Source organism: Clostridium chrysemydis (assembly GCF_015234215.1).
Taxonomy (GTDB): Bacteria; Bacillota; Clostridia; order Clostridiales; family Clostridiaceae; genus Clostridium; species Clostridium chrysemydis.
Window position 1 is genome coordinate 25,333 of record NZ_JADEKP010000012.1, and the last position, 22,135, is coordinate 47,467.

Genomic DNA, 22,135 nt, shown 5'->3' on the forward strand with positions numbered 1-22,135 from the left:
AAACCTTCCTAAATTTATTTTTAAATTCATTAGTAAAAATATACAAATACTATATTTAAAAATATAACTTAAAAATAAACTCATTTCAACTTAGTTAAAGTAAGTATTTTACACAATTACCTCTTATTTTTTCAAAATATGAAAAAAATTGATATTATGTTGTTTTTAAAATGTTTTAAAATATAATTAAAAATAAAAGAAAAACATAGGGGGAAAACAAAATGAAAAAGCTAAAGATAATATCAGCTTTGGTTATAACGGTTTGTATTTCAAGTTCATTTTTTTTAGGAAGTAGTAATGCTTTTGCAACTGATATGAACAAAGAAAATACTAAAGTTATAGAACAAAAAGATGCTGATAAAAACAAAGAAAACAGAGAAGCTATAAACGAGGGGATAGCAAACTTAAACTACAACAAAAACGAAGTTCTTGCTTCTAACGGAGATAAAATAGAAAGTTTTACTCCAAGAGAAGGTAAAAACAAAGGTGATAAGTTTGTAGTAGTTGAAAGAAAGAAAAAATCATTAACTACGTCACCTGTTGATATTTCAATAGTTGATTCAGTAAACGATCGCACTTACCCAGGTGCGCTACAACTTGCAGATCAATCATTTGTAGATAATAGACCAACATTATTAGTTTGCAAGAGAAAGCCTATAGATATAAGTATAGACTTACCAGGTTTACAAAACGAAAATACTATAAAAGTTAAAAATCCAAACTACGGAAACGTATCAGCTGCTGTAGATACTTTAGTTTCTAAGTGGAATGATAAATACTCAAGCACTCATACTTTACCAGCTAGAACTCAATACTCTGAATCTATGGTTTACAGTAAGTCACAAATATCAAGTGCACTTAACGTAAATTCAAAAGTTTTAGAAAATTCTTTAGGTGTAGACTTTAATGCAGTTGCAAATGATGAGAAAAAAGTTATGATAGTAGCTTACAAGCAAATATTCTACACAGTAAGTGCAAACCTTCCAAACAACCCAGCAGATGTTTTTGGAAATGGAGTAACATTTAAAGATTTAACTAGAAAGGGTGTAAGTAATGAAGCACCACCTCTTATGGTATCTAACGTAGCTTACGGAAGAACAGTATACGTTAAGTTAGAAACTTCATCTAAGAGTAAGGACGTACAAGCTGCATTTAAAGCACTTGTTAAAAATAATAGTGTAGAAGCTAATTCTAAATACAAAGATATTTATGAAGATAGTACATTCACAGCAGTTGTTTTAGGTGGAGATGCACAAGAGCATAACAAAGTTGTTTCTAAAGACTTTGATGAAATAAAAAAAGTTATTAAAGATAATGCAGCATTTAGTGCTAAAAACCCAGCATACCCTATTTCATACACTAGTGTTTTCTTAAAAGATAACTCAATTGCAGCAGTTCACAACAAAACTGACTACATTGAAACTACTTCTACAGAATACTCAAGAGGTAAAATAACTTTAGACCACAGTGGAGCATATGTAGCTCAATTTAGAGTATCTTGGGATGAAGTATCTTATGATAAAAACGGTAAAGAAGTATTAACTCACAAAAATTGGAGTGATAACTACAAAGATAAAACAGCACATTACTCTACAATAATACCTCTTAAAGCTAATGCGAAAAATATAAAAGTAATGGCTAGAGAGTGTACAGGACTTGCTTGGGAATGGTGGAGAACTGTAGTAGACGAAGATAATTTACCTTTAACAAACGATATAAACGTATCAATATGGGGTACAACTTTATACCCTAGAGTAAGTGTAACTTACTAATAAAGTACCATTTGTTAAAAGAGTATATTTTTACTTCTTATGGTAATGAAAAATTAAAAAGTCATAAAAAAATTTAAAAAAAGCAAGAAAAAAGTAATAAACTTTTTAAGTGAAGAGTGATATAATGACATTGTAAGAAAAAAGAATAGACAGTGCGGTAGGTGAGGCTACCGTAAGGATATGGATTGCTACCGCAAAATAGTGGAGACACTATTCGCTTGGTCAGCAGGGGATGTCGATTCAAGGCATAACCTAACGCAATTTCACTGCCTTACGATGCTAAAGCTTGAACGAAATCATTTAAAGAATTTATTACATCATAGAGTTTAATGCCCTTGATTTTGTTTGAGCAAAATTAAGGGCTTTTTGTATTTTCTATTCTAATTAAATTAATTTGGAGGTGTAAAAAAATGGACGCAGACAGTAGTAGTAAAGGTACGAAATCATGCATAAAGGCTGAAGAATATAGTAATGACGTAGACCAAGACAGTCTGCACATTTTATATAAAGCCGACTAAATTAAAATTTAATATTAAAAATTCAGTTTGTAGATTTCGTATCTTACTCCTAATAGAAAAGTTTAGAGGAGGAAAGAACGATGAAAAAGATATTATTTAAAAAAGACAGATCTTTAAATACAAATAACGAATTAAAAAGACAAGGATTAATTAATGCAAAATTATTAGAAGTTTCTAAAATGGATGTAGTAAGTTTAGTTAGAAAGATGAATGTATCATTAAATGGACTAAACAATGAAAAGGTGGAAGAAATGCGTGAAGTATATGGCAACAATGTAATCAGTACTGAAAAGTCTGAAAACATAATTGTTAAATTCATTAAAGCATTTATAAACCCATTTACAATCATTTTGATTCTACTTTCAATAATATCATTTTTTACTGATATAGTTATGGCAGCACCTGGGGATAAAGACCCAACAAGTGTAATAATTATGGTTACAATGGTTACTGTAAGTGGCTTACTAAAATTCGTTCAAGAATTAAGGTCAAGCAGTGCAGCCCAAAAGTTAAAAGAACTTATAGAAACAACTACATCAGTAACAAGAAGAGAAGAAGGTACTGTTGAAATTCCACTTTCAGAAGTAGTTTCTGGAGATATAGTAAATTTAGCAGCTGGAGATATGGTTCCAGCAGATTTAAGGATAATCCAAGCGAAAGATCTTTTTATAAGTGAATCAGGATTAACAGGTGAAAGTAATCCTGTAGAAAAAGTAGTAAATTTAGATAAAGATAAAGAATATAAATCAGCATTAGATTGCGAAAATATAGCATTTATGGGAAGTAACGTTATAAGTGGTGCTGCAAAAGGTATAGTGGTTTCAACAGGAAATGATACTATATTTGGATCAATGTCAAAAGCTATAACTGGAAAAGGAAACAAATCTAGTTTTGAAAAAGGGGTTAACTCTGTATCTTGGCTTTTAATATCATTTATGGCAGTTATGGTGCCTGTAGTATTTTTTATAAATGGAATAACTAAAGGTGATTGGATACAAGCTTTATTATTTTCAATTTCAATAGCAGTAGGTTTAACACCAGAAATGTTACCTATGATAGTAACAACAAGTCTTGCAAAAGGTGCAGTTACTATGTCAAAAAAGAAAACTGTTATAAAAAATTTAAATTCAATCCAAAATTTTGGTGCTATGGATGTTTTATGTACAGATAAAACAGGAACATTAACACAAGATAAAGTAGTTTTAGAATATCACTTAGATATTGAAGGAAATGAAGATGATAGAGTATTGCGTCATGCATTTATGAATAGTCATTTCCAAACAGGATTAAAAAATCTTATAGATGTTGCAATTATAGAAGAAGCATATGAAAAAGGTTTAAAGGATTTATATAAAGATTATAAAAAAATAGATGAAATTCCTTTTGATTTTAATAGAAGAAGAATGAGTGTAATCATAAAAGATAACGAAGGAAAAACTCAATTAATAACAAAAGGTGCAATAGAAGAAATGCTTAGTGTATGTAAGTATGTTGAGTATAAAGGTGAAATAAAAGAACTTGATAAAAAACTAATTAAAAAAATATTAGAAACAGTAGATAAATTAAATGATGATGGTATGAGAGTTATAGGTTTAGCTCAAAAGACAAACCCTTCTGCAGAAGGTGAATTTAAAGTAAGCGACGAATCAGATATGGTTCTTATGGGATATTTAGCTTTCTTAGATCCACCAAAAGAAAGTACAGAAAGAGCAATAAAGTCATTAAAGGAATATGGAGTTAAAGTAAAAGTTTTAACTGGAGATAATGATAGAGTTACTAAATGTATCTGTAAAAAAGTTGGTATAGAAATAGATAATATAGTTTTAGGTTCTGATGTAGAAGCTATGGATGATATAAGATTAGCTAAGGTAGCTGAAGAAACTAGCGTATTTGCTAAACTATCACCAGCACAAAAAACAAGAATAGTAAGAATACTTCGTGAAAATGGTCATGTTGTTGGATTTATGGGTGATGGAATAAATGACGCTGCAGCTATGAAAGAATCAGATGTTGGAATTTCAGTAGATACAGCAGTAGATATAGCAAAAGAATCAGCAGATATAATACTACTTGAAAAAGATTTAGAAGTTTTAGAAGAGGGTGTAATAGAAGGAAGAAAAACATTTGCTAACATGATTAAATATATCAAAATGACTGCAAGTTCAAACTTTGGAAATATGTTCTCAGTTTTAGTTGCAAGTGCTTTCTTACCATTTTTACCTATGATATCAATCCAATTAATAATATTAAATCTTATTTATGATTTATCATGTATTGCTATCCCATGGGATAATGTAGATAAAGAATATTTAAAGAATCCAAAGATGTGGGATGCTGCATCAATTGGCAAGTTTATGAAATGGATAGGGCCTACAAGTTCAGTATTTGATATACTAACATTTATAGTTATGTACTTTATAGTATGTCCAATAATCGCTGGAGGAAACTACAACGATCCAGGAGTAAACCAAATATTATTTATAGCAGCATTTAATGCAGGGTGGTTTATAGAATCATTAATAACACAAACTTTAGTAGTTCATATGATTAGAACTGAAAAAACTCCATTTGTTCAAAGTATAGCTTCAAAACAAGTTTTAATAGCTACAGCTGTAGCAGTTTCTGTAGGTGCAATAATACCATTTACTAAATTCGGTGAAATGCTTGGAATGGTATCATTACCTTTAATATATTTCCTATTTGTAGCATTAATAGTAATAGGATATATGCTTTTAGTTACAGTAGCTAAAAAATCATATATAAATAAATACGGAGAATTACTATAAATGAGAAATAATGCAGAATTTTTATCTTTAAGTATAGATAACTTAAATTATATTTTAGATAATATTAAGCTATTAGATAAAGAGAATACGGAGTTATTAGAATTTAAAAAGAGTATTGAGGCCCTTAAAACAAATGATTTAAAATCATTAATTATTAATTGTGAAGATGATTATAAAAAGGAAAATTGCAATAAAGATTTAGATTATAAAAATATAAATATAAATTATAGTAAAAGAACTATTTATATAGATGAAAAAGAAGTAAAACTAACTCCTAAAGAGTTTGATATTTTATATGTTTTGGCTAGTAATAGAGGAACTATATTTTCTAAGGAAGAAATATATGAAGCTGTTTGGAAAACTGACTATGTAGTTGATGATAGCAATATAATGGCCCATATAAGAAGACTTAGAAAGAAGATAGAAAAGGATACTGTGAACCCAAAATATATAATAACTGTATGGGGAGTAGGATATAAATTTAATTAATTATTTCAAAAATAAAGCTACTAATAAAATTTTATTAGTAGCTTTAAATATATATATGCTATATTTAAGATAAAACAAAGGAGAAGGTGAGATAAAAATATGAATTGGTTAGTAATTGGGGTAACTTTATTTACCTTGGGAATTTTTCTAATATCATTTTACACGGATAAAAGAAGGATGATAAATGGATTTTTATTTAATATTTTTCTTTTAACATTATTCTTAGCTATTATGTATGCTGCATTTACAACAGGTAACCCTATACTTATGATGTTTGTAGGTATTATTTTAATTATTTTAGTTATAACATTTATATTTGCTATCTATGTACTAATAATAGGATTACTTATAAACACAAAAACAGTAATAAAAAAAGAAGGTAAGAGCTTGCCTAATCTGTTAACTTTATTTTTAGCAGTAGCATTAATTGGAGTTGTGATATGGTCTTATATATCACCAGAGAGATTCCTACCTCCTACTTGGGCAACTTTACTTGGAACAGTTAATTTAATATGGTTATATTATTGCATTGATGTATTTAATTTCTTAATGATAGAATTCTTATATCAATTTAATAAACCAAAATTAAATCAAGATTTTGTTATTGTTTTAGGTTGTGGGTTAAATAAAGATAAGGTTACTCCGCTACTTGCAAGTCGTGTAGATAAAGGAATTGAGTTTTATAGAAAACAAAGCTCTTTAAATAATTCTCCAAAACTTATTTTTTCAGGTGGAAAAGGAACAGATGAGAGCATATCAGAAGCTTTAGGAATGTTTAATTACGCTATATCAAAGGGAGTTAAAGAAGAGGATTGTATTTTAGAAGATAAGTCTGTAAATACGCTTCAAAATATGAAATTTTCAAAAGATATAATGGATAAAATTAAAGGAACAAATAATTATAATAGTATATTTGTAACTAGTAACTTTCATATTTTTAGAGCAGGTATATATGCTAGGTGGGCGGGACTTAAATCTCAAGGGATAGGTTCTAAGACAGCTAGATTTTATCTGCCAAATGCCCTTATAAGAGAGTATATAGCAATTGTTGTTATGTATAAAAAGAGACATATAATAGTTGTATCAGCTATAATGATTTTTGGAATATTATTAGCTTTATTACAACACTTTATAGCATAAAAACTTAACCACTTTGGTTAAGTTTTTTTCTTTTCTTACATAAATGAAAGGATATCGTAATGAAGATAAATATGATAAATATACTTATCTAGATATAATTCTAGTATATTAAAAACAAGCAAGTGGAGGAATAAATATGAAAAAGGTAATAAGTATAATAGCAATTGTACTAGTGGTTTTAATTGGGGTTGGGTTTGCAGTTAGAGAAACTGTTTTTCCAATAAAAGATAAAAAGATAATAGAACAATATGCAAAAGAGTATAATGTTAAACCAGAACTTATAGCAGCAATAATAAACTTTGAAACTGGTTTTGATAAAGATAAGTATAAAGATAACCAGGCTAGAGGCCTAATGAGAATCACAGAGCAAACAGGTGAAAGATTAGCAAAAGAAATGGGAGATACTAGTTATCAAAAAGATAGCTTTGATCAAAACGACACAAATATCAAACTTGGAACATACTACTTGTCAAAAAGTAATGGAAAAGATTTAAAAGAAACTGTAGGTAATTGGGCGTTAGTAAACGGTAAAGATAAAGATCCTAAATTCGATGCAAAAAAATATGCAGAAGAATATTACACAGATAAAATAAAGACTAGGGAAACTATATATAAAATATTATATTTTATGATTTAACAAAATACCAAAGCTTGGTTTAAACAACTAAGCTTTGGTATTTTTAGGTCAAAAATAAGGAGAACTTATAAACTTTACATAAACAATTGCGAAATTTGATGAAAAAAGTCAATAAACCCTCGATAATAGTAATGTTTTTAATAAACAAAAGATAACTGGAGGGATTTTTTTGACACACAGATTTTTATTAGATCTTACACTTATATTATTAAGTACTAAGGTCTTTGGGATGGTAACTAAAAAATTAAAGTTACCACAAGTTGTAGGTGCATTAATAGCGGGAGTTGTTTTAGGACCTACTTGTATTGGAATTTTACATGAAACTGAATTTATAACTCAGCTATCATCAGTTGGAGTTATAGTCCTTATGTTTACAGCAGGACTTGAAACAGATATTTCAGAATTAAAGAAAACTGGGAAGGCATCTGCACTTGCAGCCGTTTTTGGAGTTATAATTCCATTGATTGGAGGCTTCCTTGTATCTATGGCATTTGGGGTGGAACCAGGAAATAAAGATATATTAAAAGATATATTTATAGGAATTATATTAACAGCAACATCTGTTAGTATAACAGTTGGAACTTTAAAAGAACTTGGAAAATTAAATACTAGAGCGGGTAATACTATACTAGGAGCAGCACTTATAGATGATATATTAGGGATAATAGGTCTTACTATAGTAATAAGTATGGCAGATTCTAGTGTGAATATAGAGCTAGTATTATTAAAGATAGTAGCATTTTTTGTATTTGCAGGCATATTAGGAATTATATTAAGAAAACTATTTGTTATATGGATAGAACAAAAAGGTGGAGAAATAAGAAGAATTGTAATAATGGCCTTTGTTCTTTGCTTAGGGTTATCATATATTGCTGAAGCTGTGTTTGGAGTAACTGATATAACTGGTGCTTTCATAGCTGGAATGATAATATCAAACACAGATAGAACTCATATAATAACTAAGAAGTTTGAGATTTTATCTTATCTTTTGTTATCCCCTATATTTTTTGCAAGTATAGGAATTGGACTTGAAATAAACAGTCTAAGTAAGAGTGAGATTATATTTACTGTAGCATTAACTGTAGTTGCTATAATTACTAAGATAGTTGGTGGTGCAGTTGGAGTTAAAATTTCTGGATATAAAAATAGAGAATCACTTCAAGTTGGTATAGGAATGGTTTCAAGGGGAGAGGTTGCGCTTATAGTTGCAAATAAAGGGCTTAGTGTAGGCCTTATAAGTAGTCAGGGACTTGTTCCGGTTGTAATAATGGTTATAGCAGCAGCCATAATTACACCTATATTACTTAAGATAGCATTTAGTAAAGATGATGAAGCTGTTATAGAAGAGCCTAATCAACTAGTTAAAGACTATATAGACGTAACTAGTGAGAGGATAGAGTAGTTTAAAAGATAGTAGAGAAATCTACTATCTTTTTTTAATATACAACAGAACATTAAATCAGATTTTTATACATAGATATCTTAAGATGAAATATTTTTAAGGAGTCTAAATTAAATATGGAATTTATGAGATATAAGCAAGTTGATAACCCAACACATGAAGACAGGATGAATATGGTTAGACAAACTTTAAAAGAGGCGGATAGAGAAGATGAATTTTTAGATGTAACAAGACTTCTTAAGCCTAAAAAGGGTATAACAAAGATAATTAAAAAAAATGAAGGGCGAGGAATTAAAGTTTGTATAATAGGCGGGGGACTCGCTGGGCTTTCAGCAGCTTTTGAACTTAGAAAAGTAGGTGTAGATATAACTATATATGAAATGGAGAAAGAAAGAATCGGAGGGCGTGTTTATACTCATTATTTTGATAAAAAGAAAAAACTATACGGGGAACTTGGTGCTATGAGAATACCTGTAAGTCATGAAGCTGTATGGCATTATATAGATTTATTTAAATTAAATACCAAGCCTTTTATAGAGAAAAATAAAAATGGATATATTTATATAAGAGGTAAAAGAGAAAAAAATGATTTAGATGGTAAAAATGTAATTCAAAAAATATATAAGCAATTTAATTTGAAAGAAGATGAAAAAAATAAGCCCTGGAAAGATTTAATAAAGAAAGGGGTTTTAGAAGAATTTTATAATATAGAAGAAGGATTAAGAAAGGAAATATTAGAAATTAAAAAAGAGTATTCTAATGAGATAGAGAATTTAGATAAATTAAGTATTCGTGATGCTTTAAAAGGCAGTGGACTAAGCGAAGGGGCAATAGAACTTATATCTTGCCTTGACCCTTTACTTGGATCATTTTATTATAATGGGTTTATTGAAAGTTTAATGGAGCAATACACAGTAGATTATGAGTATAGATATTTTATAGAAGGGGGTATGGTTAAACTTCCTTTAGCATTTTATAACTCGCTTATGGATAAGAATCCAAATGAATATAGGAATGTAAAGGAAGAAAATATAAATAGGGTTAAGTGGGAAAATGATTGTTACGTTACATCTATATGTAAAGAAAGTGATAAAAAAGTAAGCATAGGATATAAAAAGGGAAAATCATCAAAAATAAATACAGAAAAATTTGATTACGTTATTTGTACCATACCTTTTACAAGTTTAAGAACACTTGAAATAAAACCTATGTTTTCAAAAGAAAAGATGCAAGCTATAAAAGAAATTTCTTACGTTAAATCGCAAAAAGTTTTGTTTTTATGTAAGGAACGATTTTGGAAAAATCAAGATGATGAGAGACTAGGTGGAAGTTCAGTTACTGATTTAGTAAGTTCAACTATATGGTATCCAAATTCTAAGGAAAATGACGGCAAATCAAAAAGCGTATTATTAGCATCATATAATTTAAATAATGATTCAATAAGTCTAGGAGGTATGGAAAATAAATTAAAAACAGAAATGGTTAAAACTGAATTAGAGAGGGTTCATGGAATTAAAAATGGGTATTTAGATAAAATAGTAGAATCTTATAAAACTATTGAATGGATAAATGAACCTGGAATAAATGGAGCTTTTGCGCATTATATGCCAAATCAAAAAAGCTTATTTTCATATTATGCAAAAAGACCAGAGTTTGAAAACCATGTATTTTTTGCAGGAGAGCATATATCTCAAACTCACGGTTGGATGCAAGGAGCTTTAAGTACAGGCACTAGGGCTGCATACGATGTTGCATTAAATATAAAGAAAAACAAGTAAGATAATAGCATTTAAATACCACTTAAGTTTAAAAATATACCACTTAGTAAAAGAGCATTTACTATAGCTAATTAAGTTTTATATAATTAGCTTGTGGAGAGTGAAGATATGAATATAAAGATTGAAGTTTTAGAAAAACTAAAAGATTATGAAATTATTATAAGATGCAGAGAAATTAACGATGATATAAGAGATATAAATAACGCAATTATAAATTCAATTAGTAAACACAACAAGATAACATTTTTTAAAGAAAATACAGAGTACTATATTTCTTTAGATAATATACTATTTTTTGAAACAGAAGAAAATTCAATAAATGCACATACCACAAAAGACATATACAAAGTAAAGTATAAACTCTACGAACTAGAAGATTTACTTCCAGGAAATTTTATGAGAGTATCGAAATCCACAATATTAAATACAAATAGAATATATTCTATAACTAGAAGTTTATCATCTGCAAGTAAGGTTGAATTTTCAAATACGTACAAACAAGTATATGTTTCTAGATTTTATTACAAACCATTAAAAATTAAATTACAAGAAAAGAGGGGATAGTATTGAAAAAAGATAGAGTTTTATTTGGAATAATTCTTATACTTGGAAGTATATTTATGATTTTAAGCAAATTAGGGTATTTTGAAGATTTTAATATATTTTATTTATTTCTTTCAGGAGTATTTTTATTTGTAAGTATAAGAAGCTTATTTAGAAAGAACTTTTATGGAGTGTTTTTTCCGTTAGCGTTTATAGGAATAATCTATAGCAAGCAGTTAGGAATAACAGATATAACTCCAGGACCTATTTTAATTGCAGCAGCCCTATTAAGCTTAGGGTTATCACTTATATTTAAAAAGCCTAAATACGTTATAAATAATGGTGATTACGATAAAATATATGAAGATGTAGCTTACGAAGATAGTGAATATATAAATCTTAATACTTCTTTTGGAAGTAGTATAAAATATATAAACACAGATAATTTTAAATGTGCTAACTTAAGTTGTTCTTTTGGAAGTATGAAGCTTTATTTTGATAATGCTAGTATTTTAAATGACAGTGCAGTTTTAAAGTTAGATGTAAGCTTTGGAGGAGTAGAAATTTTTGTACCTAAGGATTGGTACATAGACGATAAAACTTCTGTTTCTTTCGGTGGATTAACAGAAAAAAATAAAGGCGATAGAAATACTAGTAAAACATTAATTTTAACTGGGGACATAAGTTTCTCTGGCGTAGATATAATATATATATAGTCTAAATAATAAGGTAGTAGGTAAAATTTTAATTACTTACTACCTTATATTCATTAATTACATAAAATTTTTAAAAATTTTATGGGCACTTTAAAATTAAAAGGTCTATTATAGAGTAAAGAAATATGTTATGTAAGGAGAGATAGTTTATGAAAGGAATTAAAAACAAAGTAGTAGTTATAACTGGAGGAACTAGAGGTATAGGTTTTGAGACAGTTAAAAAATTTTTAAGTAATGGTGCAAGGGTTGCCTTATGTGGTTCAAAAAAAGAAACTGTAGATAAAGCCTTAGAAGAATTAAAGGGGATAAGTGGAAATTACGAAGTTATGGGATTTTATCCAAACCTTTTAAATTCAAAAGAGATAGATGAAATGGTAGATATAATTTTAGAAAAATGGGGCAAAATAGACGTACTTATAAATAATGCTGGTATTAGTGATAATAAAAGTATATACGATCAAGAACCAGAGCATTTTGAAAAAATATTAGATATAAATATACAAGCTATTTTTAATTGCACAAAAATCATTGCAGAAGTTATGAAAGACGAAAAGAGTGGCGTAATTTTAAATACTAGCTCTGTAGTAAGTTTATACGGTCAAAAAACAGGAGTAGGGTACCCTACATCCAAATTTGCAGTTAATGGATTAACTAAATCATTAGCAAGAGAACTTGGAAAAGATGGAATAAGAGTAAATGCTGTAGCGCCTGGAGTAATAGAAACAGATATGGTTAAAGCTTTAGATAAAAATATAATAGAGGCTATTTCTAAAACAATTCCTTTAGATAGACTTGGAACACCAGAAGATGTCGCTAACGCATTTTTATTTTTAGCTTCAGATATGGCAAGTTATATAAGTGGTGAAATATTATCAGTTGATGGTGCAGTTGTAATATAATTTACTTGTATTGTTATAAGGAGGGAGATAGATAGACTTATGAAAAAAGTTAGTAGCACAGAAGAAATAAGAGAGTTTATAAATTCAGATATGGCTATAGTATATTTTACAGGGCTAGACTGCGGGGCTTGTGAAGCTATTAAATATAAAGTAGAAGATATAATAAAAGAATACCCTAAAATAGAGGCTTGTGAGATAAGTGGAGAAAAATATCCAAACATAGCAGCAGAGTTTGGAATATTTTCTCTTCCGATCTTAATTTTATACGTAGATAAAAAAGAAACTATAAGAACAGGAAGAAATGTAAGTATGCTTGATCTAGAAAAAGATATAGATAGATACTATAATATGATTTTCAATTAGCTAATTATATAAACTATAGAAAAATGGAGAAAAAAAGAGTAATAGAGAGTAATATTAATTAATTTGCCTTATTTCAAATATTATGTTAGTATATAGGCAGATAAGGAAGTCCTTATTATTTTTTTGCAAAAAATCAATAGAGAAATCTATTTGAGAAAAAATGAACGGAGGAAACTTAAATGAACACATTACCAAATTGCCCAAAATGCAATTCAGAATATACTTATGAAGACGGAGCTCTTTTCGTATGCCCAGAGTGCGCTTACGAGTGGAATGCAGCTTCAGAAGCTAATAATGATGATACTTTAGTTGTTAAGGATTCAAACGGAAACATCCTACAAGATGGAGATTCAGTATCAATAATTAAAGACCTTAAAGTTAAAGGTGCTTCATCTGCATTAAAAAAAGGAACTAAAGTTAAAAACATACGTTTAGTTGAGGGAGACCACAACATAGATTGTAAAATAGATGGTTTCGGAGCTATGCAATTAAAATCAGAATTCGTTAAAAAGTTATAATATAAATTAAATCTGCCATATTAAAAATAAGGCAGATTTTTTTTGTTTTAGCATTTTATTTAATATATATTTAGTGTAGAATTGTAAAGAAAGTTTTTATTAGAAGGGATGATATGAATGTATCAATACGCAATTTTAGCGAATCCAAGTCATACTCGTATTTATTTTGACGAGGCAATTAAAATAGCTTGTTTAGAACTTGAAGCTATAGTTTCAGCACACGACATTAAAATAGAGAATATAGGGGAAGGAAATATAGGACTTCCAAACTGCATTACATTTAAGACAGATAAAAGATTAGACGATATAGATTTTAAAGCAATAAGTACATCTTCAGTTTATTATGCTATATTTGAAATAGTAGAAGATGGACTATTAAAGCCAGTAAAAATAGACGATTTTAGAAGTTTCCCTGAAAGCTTAGTTCAAATACTTAAGTATACTGGGAAAACAAATGAACTATTTACTAGAATGATGGTAACTTTAGCAGAAGCTTCATGTAAGACAGGAAGCAAAAAGTTAAGATTACTTGATCCTATGTGTGGTAAAGGAACTACTCTTTTTGAAGGATTAATAAGAGGCTATGATGTAACTGGAATAGATATAAATGAAAAGTGGTCAAACGAAATCCAAACATTTATAGTAAGATACTTAAAAATGGGTAAATACAAGCACAAAACCTCTAAAGAAAAAAGAACAGGTAACAACGGCAAAAAGATTGCAAATTATTTTAATTTAACAACAGCGAAGACTAAAGAAGAATTTGCAAAAGGTGAGGTTCAAAGCCTTGACTTATTTACAACAGATACTAGAAATGCATATCTTCTTATAAAAAAGAATACTTGTGATATGTTAGTATCAGACCTACCTTACGGAGTTCAACACGGTAGTAAGGTCGCAAACGAAATAGCTATGGATAGAAGTCCTTTAGATCTTTTAAAAGAGTCAATTCCTTCATGGAAAAATGCTTTAAAAGTAAAAGGATCACTTGTTCTTTCATATAATGAGTTTACTTTAAAGTATGATGATGTTAAAGAAGTTTTAGAGTTAAGAGGTTTTGAAGTCTTAGATAGAAAGCCTTATTTTGGTTACATTCATAGAGTAGACCAATCAATAAACCGTAATTTAATAGTAGCAATTAAAAAATAAAAAGCACAAATTTTGTGCTTTTTTATTTTTTTTAAAATTTTTTAAAAATAGCGTTATTGAAAAATCTTTTTCTCTGTGATAATATTGTTCACTACAGAGAAGGGATATGAAAGAATGAAACAAAAAATTATACCAAATACTTTACTATTTATATTTATAATTTTATTCGTAAATATATTTAATACTCTCTTTGGGAAAGAGAATTCATTAGTTGGTGTATCTACAATAGTTGCGGCTTTAGTATTATTATCTAAAGACCTTACAAAGAATTCATTTAATAATTTTTCTAAATTGCTATTAGTAAATATAGGACTAGGTGTATCAGCATATATAGCAGCTAATAATGTATGGGCAGGTTTCTTTATAAACTTTATAGTACTTGCATCAATAGGATATTTTTTAAGTTATAATTTTACAAAGGAACTTATAGTGGCATTTGGACTTCAATATAACTTTATGTTATACACTCCAGTAAATGGGGGTATGTTTGGGAAAAGACTACTTGGACTTATGTTTGGAGCAGTATTTATTATGGTGCTTCAGCTTATAGTTAACAGCAAAAAGAAAAAAATAGAAGTAGTAAAATCAGATATATTAGAGTTTGAAGAAGAAGATAATGATAGCAAGACAATAACTATATTAGGAAAAAGTGTACAAGTTCACCCAGTCAGAGCAGGATATGCAATAAGAGTTGGCTTACTTACAGCTATAACTGCATTTATAGCAGGGTATTTTGAATTAGCTCAAGGTAGATGGATGACTTATACTATTTTTTCATTAACAGAATTATATTCAGAGCACTGTAAAGTTAGATCTAAACAAAGACTAGAAGGAACTATAATAGGTGCAGGTATAGTAATATTACTATTTATGATAATTAAAGATAATACAATAAGGCTTGCAATAATACTTTTAGGAGGATATTTAGATACTTATACAACTAATTATAGAGATAAAATAATTTGCGTAACTATATCAGTAGTTGCAGCTATGTCTATTAGTGATGGTTCTATTTATTCATCTATGCAAAGAATAATGTATGTATTTATAGGTGCAGTAATAGCGCTTATTGCAAATAAATATATTTTTAGCTTTTCAAAAGAAGAGGATAATAAAAATATGACCCTAGGGTTTAAATAAGGTGTTAAAATAAAAGTGTAGTAAAGTTTTTTACTACACTTTTATTGCACTTTAAACGCATAAATTTAAGATTAGTATAAAAAGATAAAAATATAAATTAAATCAGGAGAAAGTTTATGAAAATGAATTTAAAAAAAGAGATAAAGAAAGTAATTAATTTTATTTTAATGCTCTTAGTTGTTTCTATTTTCTTTGCATTTGGGAAAGATAATGTTTTGATAGGGTTTGGTACTCTGCTAATAACATCAAGTTTCCTTATAGATGACTACTCAGTAAGACCTAAAAGAATGATAAAACTTATGGTATTTATACAAGTATCTATAGGTATATTTTCTTATTTGGCGAGTTTAAATTATGAGATAGGGTTAGCTATTACAATAATAGTAGTTTTTTCCTTGTATTATATTTTTAGTTATGATGTCAAACCTGCTAAGAGTTCAGGCTTTGTAATGACATATTTACTTTTATTATATTCTCCAATTACTATAAATCAGTTACCTAAAAGGCTATTAGCATTAGCTTTTTCAGGGCTCGTTATAATGGGGCTTTATTATTATTTGAATAAAGCTAAGAATAAAAAAATTATAAGCAATGAACTAAATACAATTTTAAAAAGTATAATTTTAGAAGTTGAGCTTGTATTACAAGGAAAAGAAATATCAAGTATTAATGAAAAAACAGTTCTTCTTATAAAAAATACTGAGATAAAAATATATGAAAAAAGAGAGAGCTTCAAAAAAGATATAGAAGATATTTACTATAAATCTATTATCTTATCAGTACTTAAAAATATTAATAAAAGTATTAGCTTAGTAAATAAAAATATAGAAAATGAGAATATTTTAATAAGGCTTAAAAACTTTTTAGATAATATAGGTCTTTATATAAATGGAGAAATTAATATAGAAGAATTAAAGGAGATTGCAAATAGAGATTATAAAGAATTAAAAGAAGTTAAAGTTACAAATGGAGTAGATAAGTTCAGATTTTATTATTTTAAGTATATTCTAGAAGAGATGATAAATTTTATAGATAATAAAGAAAAAATACTAAAATTATTTACAAATAAAAAAATAGAAGAGTTTAAGTTAAATGAAAAGAAGGTAACAAATCTATCTATAAGATGGAATATAGCAATAAAAGCAGCTATAGTTATTTCACTATCTGTTTTTGTAGTTAATTATTTCGATATATATTTTGGTAAGTGGATACCTTTTACTATGACTGTTTTGATATTACCTTATGCAGAGCAAAGCAATAAAAAAATTATAGAAAGGATGTCTGGAACGTTTATAGGTGTGATTTTATTTGAAATTCTAAATACTTTAGTTGGAACTAATAAGATATTAATTATAATAGCTTTAGTTTTATCAATGTTTTTATCAATAAATATAAACTCCTATAGCAAAAGATCTATATTTATAACAACAGGTGCGCTACTAGCTATGATGATTATGTATCCAGAAGATTCTATGGGTGAACTTGCCCTTTATAGAATACTATTTAATATAATTGCTGCAATAGTAGTAGCATTAGTATTGAATTTTATTTTTCCATATAAAATAAATAAAGATACTAAAGAGTGTATAGATGAATCAATGAGACTTAACGATAAAATGATAGAATCTCTTATAAGCAACGAATTAAATATCAAGGATTTAGATAAAAAGCTTATAATGAGCAACCATTATTTTAGAAGAATAAATTATAACAATATAATAATTAAAAACGATACTATAAGTAAATTTTTAAGTAAGCAAGTTGAATATGTTGGAGATATATGTTTTTTATTTAAAAGTGGAGTGTATTTAAAAGATAAAGAACTTTATAAAAGGTTTGCTTTAAAAATAATAGATAAGTATAAAAAAGAAAATTCAATAGAAGAGATAAAAGATATATTCAATAATTCAAAGAGCGATGCAGAAAGAAATATAATATTAAGCTTATATGTTATATATAATGATATGAATTTACTAAATGAATTAGGAAGTAAATGCAAAAAGGAATTAATATAAACTTTTACTATAATAGAATAAGTTACAAAATAAAAAAATAAATAGGATAGATTAAATAAACAAATACTATATTTAAAATAGAAAAAAGCGAGGTATAAATATGAGTAGAAAACCACGCTATTTTGCAATAGTAGCACATTGTTTATTAAATCCATCAACTAGAGTTCACTTACTAGGGAAGCGATATGAAATCGCAAAGATGGTAAGTGAATTTTTTTTAAGTAAGCATGTAAGTATTATACAACTTCCTTGCCCTGAATTTACAGCTATGGGTTATATGAGAAACCCTCAAGGAAGACAACAGTACAACAACATATTTTTTAAAAAGCATTGCAAAAAAGAATTAGAGTCTTTTGTAGATATGATATCAGAACTTACAAATAACAATAATACTCCTCTCTGCTTTGTAGGAATTCAAGGTAGTCCTACATGTAGTATATACTGGGGAAAACATAAACTTAACAAATACAAAACAGAATCTATGAACGAAGATGAAGATTTGCATTCTGAAGATACAGTTTATGGAGTTATGACAGAAGTTTTAAATGAGATGTTAAAAGAAAAAGGAATATGTATCCCATATCTTGAGGCACCAGTAAAAGAAAATATAGAATCAGAAAAATCTAAAAAGTTTTTCTTAGATTTATATAATACTATTAAACGATAACATAAAAAAACAAGAGTCAAAAATTACATTAAAACGTCCAAAACTATCGAATGCATTCAGTTAAAATTATAAATAGATAAAATTTATTACTTAATAATAATTTTGAAAGGGGATATATTATGACTAAGAAAATTATAAGCGAAATTATTGGTACTTTTGTTCTAGTATTACTTGGAACTGGAGCTGCAGTTTTAGGAGGAGGTATCGATGGTATTGGAATATTAGGAATAGCTATGGCATTCGGACTGTCAATAGTAGCTATGGCATATAGCATCGGTACAATTTCAGGCTGTCACATAAACCCAGCGGTAAGTATAGCAATGTTTGTAAATAAAAGAATAGGTTTAAAAGAACTTATAGGATACATAATAGCTCAAATAATAGGAGCTCTTTTAGGAACATGGACACTTGTAACAGTTTTAAAATCAGCAGGATTATCTTTAGATAATTTAGGTCAAAATGCATTTGGAGATTTAACAGCTGGAGGAGCATTTTTAGTAGAAGCAATTTTAACATTCGTATTTGTTTTAACTATAATTGCTGTAACGGGTAAGAAAGGAAATCCAAATTTAGCTGGACTTGTAATCGGGTTTTCATTAGTTCTTGTACATATAGTAGGAATTCCACTAACAGGAACATCAGTTAACCCAGCTCGTAGTTTAGCACCAGCTTTATTTGTTGGAGGAACGGCACTTTCAGAAGTTTGGTTATTTATATTAGCACCTATAGTCGGTGGAATAATTGCAGCTTTAGTTGGAAGATTTGTTTTAGATACTGAAGAAGAATAATAAAAAGGTTGTATCAATTTATTTGATGCAACCTTTTTTTATACAAGTGCTTCTTCGTTTGGATCTAGTGATGCAATTTCGGTTAAAGCATCTACTCTAGCTATATTTGCAAGAACACTTAAAAAATAAGCATTTGATAATTTTTCGTAAGGAACTAGAGAAATATTTAAGCCTAGAAGTTCATTTTTAGAATTTATTTGATAAATTCTGGTTTTAGCTACGTACCAAAGGACTATAAGTCCACAAAGCACTAATTTTTCGCCTATAACTAAAAGAGCAGCTGCATCTTCTGTTATAGGTATTTCAGGTTCATTTTCCTCTCGTATGTCTAAATCGGCTACGTGAACAAATATTGCATATCCCATTATAAGTAGATAAGAACCATACTTCTCCATAATAGCTAAATATATAGCTAAGTTTTTAAAAAATTCTTCTAATTTAGGATCTTCTTTCTCCAAATATTTTCCCTCCTAAAATATAAAGATATTTCATTATATGAATAGATAAAGTATTTGTACTTACAAAAAAATATTATTATTAGTTTAAACAAAAAAGGGTTTAGAGTCGTCTATAGAGTATAGAGATTTTAAGGGGGATAATATGAGGGGTAGAATTAAAAAAGAGAGGGAAGTAGAAGATTTTATAATTAAAAATCAAAATAGACTTTATAAAATAGCCTATATATATGTAAAAAATAAAGACGATGCTTTAGATATAGTTAGTGAGAGTATTGTAAAGATATATAAGAATATGGATAGAGTTATTAAAGCTTACAGTATTGAAAAATATATTATTAGAATTGTTATAAATACATCAGTAGATTTTATTCGTAAGAATTCAAAGATAAAACTAGAAGAGGAAGTAAATATATCAAGTTCTTTTAATATAACTGATATAAATTATTTAGTAGACTCTTTAAGTGATGATTTAAAAACTGTAATAATACTAAAATATTTCGAAAAATATAAAATAAGAGAGATAGCAGAGATACTAAATATCCCAGAATCAAAAGTAAAGAATAGATTGCATAAAGCTTTAACTGTTTTAAGAATTGAAATTGAGGAGGGAGAATAGATGAGTAAAGATACTTTAATAAATATATATGAAGATATAGAAGTACCAGAAGAATTAAGTTTAAAGGTTAGATCTGCTATAAAGTCAGGAAAGAAAGCAAGGCGAAATAAAAAGATAAAAAATATAGGTATAGGTGCAGCGGTTATTTCAATATGTTTTGTTGGAGCCGTAAATGTATCAGAAGAAGTAGCAGAAGCATTAAGTAATATACCAGGGATAAAAGAATTAGTAGAATTAGTTAAATTCGAGAAGGATAGCGGTTTTGATAACGCTATTAATGAAGGTTTAGTTCAAGATATAAATTATAGAAAAGAAAAAGATGGGGTAGTAGTAAATATAAATACTATAGTAGGAGATTATAAAAGGCTTTGGTTAGATTTAAAAATAACTGGAGAAGAGGAAGTAAGATATACATCTATAACTAATGATAAAGGTGAGTTTATAGATGGTAGAAGTATGATAATAAAAGAACCGAATACAAAGAAGGAATACCTAGTTGTAGGTTTTAATGAAAGAATAGATAAATTTAATTTAAATATAAAAGTCATAAACAAAGAGAAAAGAGAGATAGATTTTAATATTACTATAGAGTTAGATGGAAAGATTAAAAACAGTAATGATATAAAAACTTATTTAAATAGCAGTGTAGAGACAGAACTAGGAAATCTGAAAATTACATCTATGGAAAAAACTAATTCAAGAGTGAAAATTAATTTTAAGTTAGATAATGATATATATAAGATATATAGCTTCAAAAATCCAAGGTTAATAGATAGTTATGGTAATGAATATAAACAATCTGATATTTATACTTCTTATAAAGATGGAATAAGTATGGTTGAATTTAAAGCGGGTTTAAATTTAAGTGAAGATATTAGATTTGTATGTGATGGTATTTATATTTCTAAAAAGGAATCTCAAAATATAAAGATAGATTTAAATAAAAGAAAAGTAATAGATAATAAGTATGGGTTTAAAATTAAATCATTAAATAAATCAGAGCTTACTTTAAGTAGTAATGAGATATATGATATAGGAAGTTTAGATATAATAAATAAAAATGATGGAGACTTTAAAGGCTTAAGTTGTAGTTATAATGAAAATAATGAAGTAGTAGAAGTAGAGTGCTATTTTAAATTAAATAAAAATAGCTCAGATATTTTAGAGATAAAAGCAAAAGATATAAGTGAAAAGTTAATTAAAGGAGTAAATATTCCTATTAAATAAGTAAAAATGCGTAGAAATATATTATTTCTACGCATTTTATGATATATCTAATAAAAACTTAGACTTATTTTAAGGGGGGAAGCTTTAAATATTGATTTGAAAATGAGTGTTTTTCGTATTTATAAGGGTAAACAAAGGAAAACTATACCACGCGTATCAGTATATGATATATTGTCGAAAAGAAGAGGAAATGAAAGGAGGGGAAGGGAGAGTTACTTAAACAAATTAAAATACAATTAAAAAATATAAAGATAAGTCTATAATAAGATACATCAGCTACGGCAAACAACTTAAATTTCCAAGAGAAATTTGTTGACAATGTCGAAAGATGATGATATACTAAACTAGTCGCTTGAGTGCGACAGAGATTAAATGGTCTTTGAAAATTGAACAGATTTATATAATACAAAACCAGCAATTCTTTTTACGAATTTAAGTTTTAAGAGTACAGATTAAACTTTTTATTGAGAGTTTGATCCTGGCTCAGGACGAACGCTGGCGGCGTGCCTAACAC

At 27.8% G+C, this 22,135-nt stretch carries 20 protein-coding genes and 1 riboswitch; of the genes, 19 read left to right on the forward strand and 1 reads right to left on the reverse strand.

All coding sequences use genetic code 11. The annotated features are described in order from the left end of the window. Nucleotides 1-221: 221 nt before the first annotated feature. The 17 genes from INR60_RS16250 to INR60_RS16330 all read left to right on the forward strand — a co-directional run bounded on the left by INR60_RS16250 (nt 222) and on the right by INR60_RS16330 (nt 19,320). Entirely contained in the window at nt 222-1,772 is a 1,551-nt protein-coding gene (locus INR60_RS16250) for a thiol-activated cytolysin family protein (RefSeq protein WP_194192540.1), read from the forward strand. Between the two features lie 146 nt (nt 1,773-1,918). Beyond that, nucleotides 1,919-2,078, forward strand: a riboswitch (M-box (ykoK) riboswitch). A gap of 292 nt (nt 2,079-2,370) precedes the next feature. Next, nucleotides 2,371-5,076: a magnesium-translocating P-type ATPase gene (mgtA, locus tag INR60_RS16255; protein ID WP_194192541.1), complete on the forward strand. Its 2,706-nt coding sequence runs from the start codon at nt 2,371-2,373 to the stop codon at nt 5,074-5,076. Beyond that, entirely contained in the window at nt 5,077-5,565 is a 489-nt protein-coding gene (locus INR60_RS16260; protein ID WP_194192542.1) for a winged helix-turn-helix domain-containing protein, read from the forward strand. Between the two features lie 99 nt (nt 5,566-5,664). After that, a complete protein-coding gene (locus INR60_RS16265) occupies nt 5,665-6,705 on the forward strand; it encodes a YdcF family protein (protein WP_194192543.1) in 1,041 nt (346 codons plus the stop codon). Nucleotides 6,706-6,841: 136 nt separating this feature from the next. Further along, the gene (locus INR60_RS16270) at nt 6,842-7,342 is read left to right on the forward strand and encodes a transglycosylase SLT domain-containing protein (protein ID WP_194192544.1); all 501 of its coding nucleotides are present in this window, start codon (nt 6,842-6,844) and stop codon (nt 7,340-7,342) included. Nucleotides 7,343-7,511: 169 nt separating this feature from the next. After that, the gene (locus INR60_RS16275; RefSeq protein WP_194192545.1) at nt 7,512-8,744 is read left to right on the forward strand and encodes a cation:proton antiporter; all 1,233 of its coding nucleotides are present in this window, start codon (nt 7,512-7,514) and stop codon (nt 8,742-8,744) included. Nucleotides 8,745-8,860: 116 nt separating this feature from the next. Next, complete coding sequence (locus INR60_RS16280; RefSeq protein WP_194192546.1) at nt 8,861-10,522, forward strand: flavin monoamine oxidase family protein; 1,662 nt, start codon at nt 8,861-8,863, stop codon at nt 10,520-10,522. Between the two features lie 108 nt (nt 10,523-10,630). Continuing rightward, entirely contained in the window at nt 10,631-11,086 is a 456-nt protein-coding gene (locus INR60_RS16285) for a LytTR family DNA-binding domain-containing protein (protein ID WP_194192547.1), read from the forward strand. Nucleotides 11,087-11,088: 2 nt separating this feature from the next. Further along, nucleotides 11,089-11,781, forward strand: a complete 693-nt coding sequence (locus tag INR60_RS16290; protein WP_194192548.1) for a LiaF transmembrane domain-containing protein — start codon at nt 11,089-11,091, stop codon at nt 11,779-11,781. 149 nt (nt 11,782-11,930) lie between these two features. Next, on the forward strand, nt 11,931-12,680 hold the full coding sequence (locus INR60_RS16295; protein WP_194192549.1) for an SDR family NAD(P)-dependent oxidoreductase: 750 nt from the start codon (nt 11,931-11,933) through the stop codon (nt 12,678-12,680). A 39-nt stretch (nt 12,681-12,719) separates the two neighbouring features. Beyond that, nucleotides 12,720-13,043: a thioredoxin family protein gene (locus INR60_RS16300; RefSeq protein WP_194192550.1), complete on the forward strand. Its 324-nt coding sequence runs from the start codon at nt 12,720-12,722 to the stop codon at nt 13,041-13,043. Between the two features lie 179 nt (nt 13,044-13,222). After that, entirely contained in the window at nt 13,223-13,561 is a 339-nt protein-coding gene (locus tag INR60_RS16305; RefSeq protein ID WP_194192551.1) for a zinc ribbon domain-containing protein YjdM, read from the forward strand. 117 nt (nt 13,562-13,678) lie between these two features. Continuing rightward, the gene (locus tag INR60_RS16310; protein ID WP_194192552.1) at nt 13,679-14,710 is read left to right on the forward strand and encodes a TRM11 family SAM-dependent methyltransferase; all 1,032 of its coding nucleotides are present in this window, start codon (nt 13,679-13,681) and stop codon (nt 14,708-14,710) included. A 114-nt stretch (nt 14,711-14,824) separates the two neighbouring features. Further along, nucleotides 14,825-15,850 carry an FUSC family protein gene (locus tag INR60_RS16315; protein WP_194192553.1) on the forward strand — a complete coding sequence of 342 codons (1,026 nt, stop codon included), beginning with the start codon at nt 14,825-14,827 and terminating at the stop codon, nt 15,848-15,850. A gap of 116 nt (nt 15,851-15,966) precedes the next feature. Next, on the forward strand, nt 15,967-17,865 hold the full coding sequence (locus tag INR60_RS16320; protein ID WP_194192554.1) for an FUSC family protein: 1,899 nt from the start codon (nt 15,967-15,969) through the stop codon (nt 17,863-17,865). A 100-nt stretch (nt 17,866-17,965) separates the two neighbouring features. Next, the gene (locus INR60_RS16325; RefSeq protein WP_194192555.1) at nt 17,966-18,532 is read left to right on the forward strand and encodes a hypothetical protein; all 567 of its coding nucleotides are present in this window, start codon (nt 17,966-17,968) and stop codon (nt 18,530-18,532) included. A 119-nt stretch (nt 18,533-18,651) separates the two neighbouring features. After that, the gene (locus INR60_RS16330) at nt 18,652-19,320 is read left to right on the forward strand and encodes an aquaporin (RefSeq protein WP_194192556.1); all 669 of its coding nucleotides are present in this window, start codon (nt 18,652-18,654) and stop codon (nt 19,318-19,320) included. A gap of 38 nt (nt 19,321-19,358) precedes the next feature. Here the strand turns inward: INR60_RS16330 and INR60_RS16335 are convergent, their stop codons facing one another. Beyond that, a complete protein-coding gene (locus INR60_RS16335) occupies nt 19,359-19,778 on the reverse strand; it encodes a hypothetical protein (RefSeq protein WP_194192557.1) in 420 nt (139 codons plus the stop codon). A 142-nt stretch (nt 19,779-19,920) separates the two neighbouring features. On the opposite strand from INR60_RS16335, the gene INR60_RS16340 reads away from it, so the two are divergent. Both INR60_RS16340 and INR60_RS16345 read left to right on the forward strand, forming a co-directional pair. Then, nucleotides 19,921-20,394, forward strand: coding sequence for an RNA polymerase sigma factor (locus tag INR60_RS16340; protein WP_194192558.1), 474 nt, complete (start codon nt 19,921-19,923; stop codon nt 20,392-20,394). Next, nucleotides 20,395-21,621 carry a DUF4179 domain-containing protein gene (locus INR60_RS16345; RefSeq protein WP_194192559.1) on the forward strand — a complete coding sequence of 409 codons (1,227 nt, stop codon included), beginning with the start codon at nt 20,395-20,397 and terminating at the stop codon, nt 21,619-21,621. It abuts the gene before it with no gap. Nucleotides 21,622-22,135: the final 514 nt, after the last annotated feature.

Bases quoted from the DNA above. Each gene is read 5' to 3' on its own strand.
- INR60_RS16250 (WP_194192540.1), top strand. From the start codon at position 222: ATGAAAAAGCTAAAGATAATATCAGCTTTGGTTATAACGGTTTGTATT.
- mgtA (WP_194192541.1), top strand. From the start codon at position 2,371: ATGAAAAAGATATTATTTAAAAAAGACAGATCTTTAAATACAAATAAC.
- INR60_RS16260 (WP_194192542.1), top strand. From the start codon at position 5,077: ATGAGAAATAATGCAGAATTTTTATCTTTAAGTATAGATAACTTAAAT.
- INR60_RS16265 (WP_194192543.1), top strand. From the start codon at position 5,665: ATGAATTGGTTAGTAATTGGGGTAACTTTATTTACCTTGGGAATTTTT.
- INR60_RS16270 (WP_194192544.1), top strand. From the start codon at position 6,842: ATGAAAAAGGTAATAAGTATAATAGCAATTGTACTAGTGGTTTTAATT.
- INR60_RS16280 (WP_194192546.1), top strand. From the start codon at position 8,861: ATGGAATTTATGAGATATAAGCAAGTTGATAACCCAACACATGAAGAC.
- INR60_RS16285 (WP_194192547.1), top strand. From the start codon at position 10,631: ATGAATATAAAGATTGAAGTTTTAGAAAAACTAAAAGATTATGAAATT.
- INR60_RS16295 (WP_194192549.1), top strand. From the start codon at position 11,931: ATGAAAGGAATTAAAAACAAAGTAGTAGTTATAACTGGAGGAACTAGA.
- INR60_RS16300 (WP_194192550.1), top strand. From the start codon at position 12,720: ATGAAAAAAGTTAGTAGCACAGAAGAAATAAGAGAGTTTATAAATTCA.
- INR60_RS16305 (WP_194192551.1), top strand. From the start codon at position 13,223: ATGAACACATTACCAAATTGCCCAAAATGCAATTCAGAATATACTTAT.
- INR60_RS16310 (WP_194192552.1), top strand. From the start codon at position 13,679: ATGTATCAATACGCAATTTTAGCGAATCCAAGTCATACTCGTATTTAT.
- INR60_RS16315 (WP_194192553.1), top strand. From the start codon at position 14,825: ATGAAACAAAAAATTATACCAAATACTTTACTATTTATATTTATAATT.
- INR60_RS16320 (WP_194192554.1), top strand. From the start codon at position 15,967: ATGAAAATGAATTTAAAAAAAGAGATAAAGAAAGTAATTAATTTTATT.
- INR60_RS16325 (WP_194192555.1), top strand. From the start codon at position 17,966: ATGAGTAGAAAACCACGCTATTTTGCAATAGTAGCACATTGTTTATTA.
- INR60_RS16330 (WP_194192556.1), top strand. From the start codon at position 18,652: ATGACTAAGAAAATTATAAGCGAAATTATTGGTACTTTTGTTCTAGTA.
- INR60_RS16340 (WP_194192558.1), top strand. From the start codon at position 19,921: ATGAGGGGTAGAATTAAAAAAGAGAGGGAAGTAGAAGATTTTATAATT.
- INR60_RS16345 (WP_194192559.1), top strand. From the start codon at position 20,395: ATGAGTAAAGATACTTTAATAAATATATATGAAGATATAGAAGTACCA.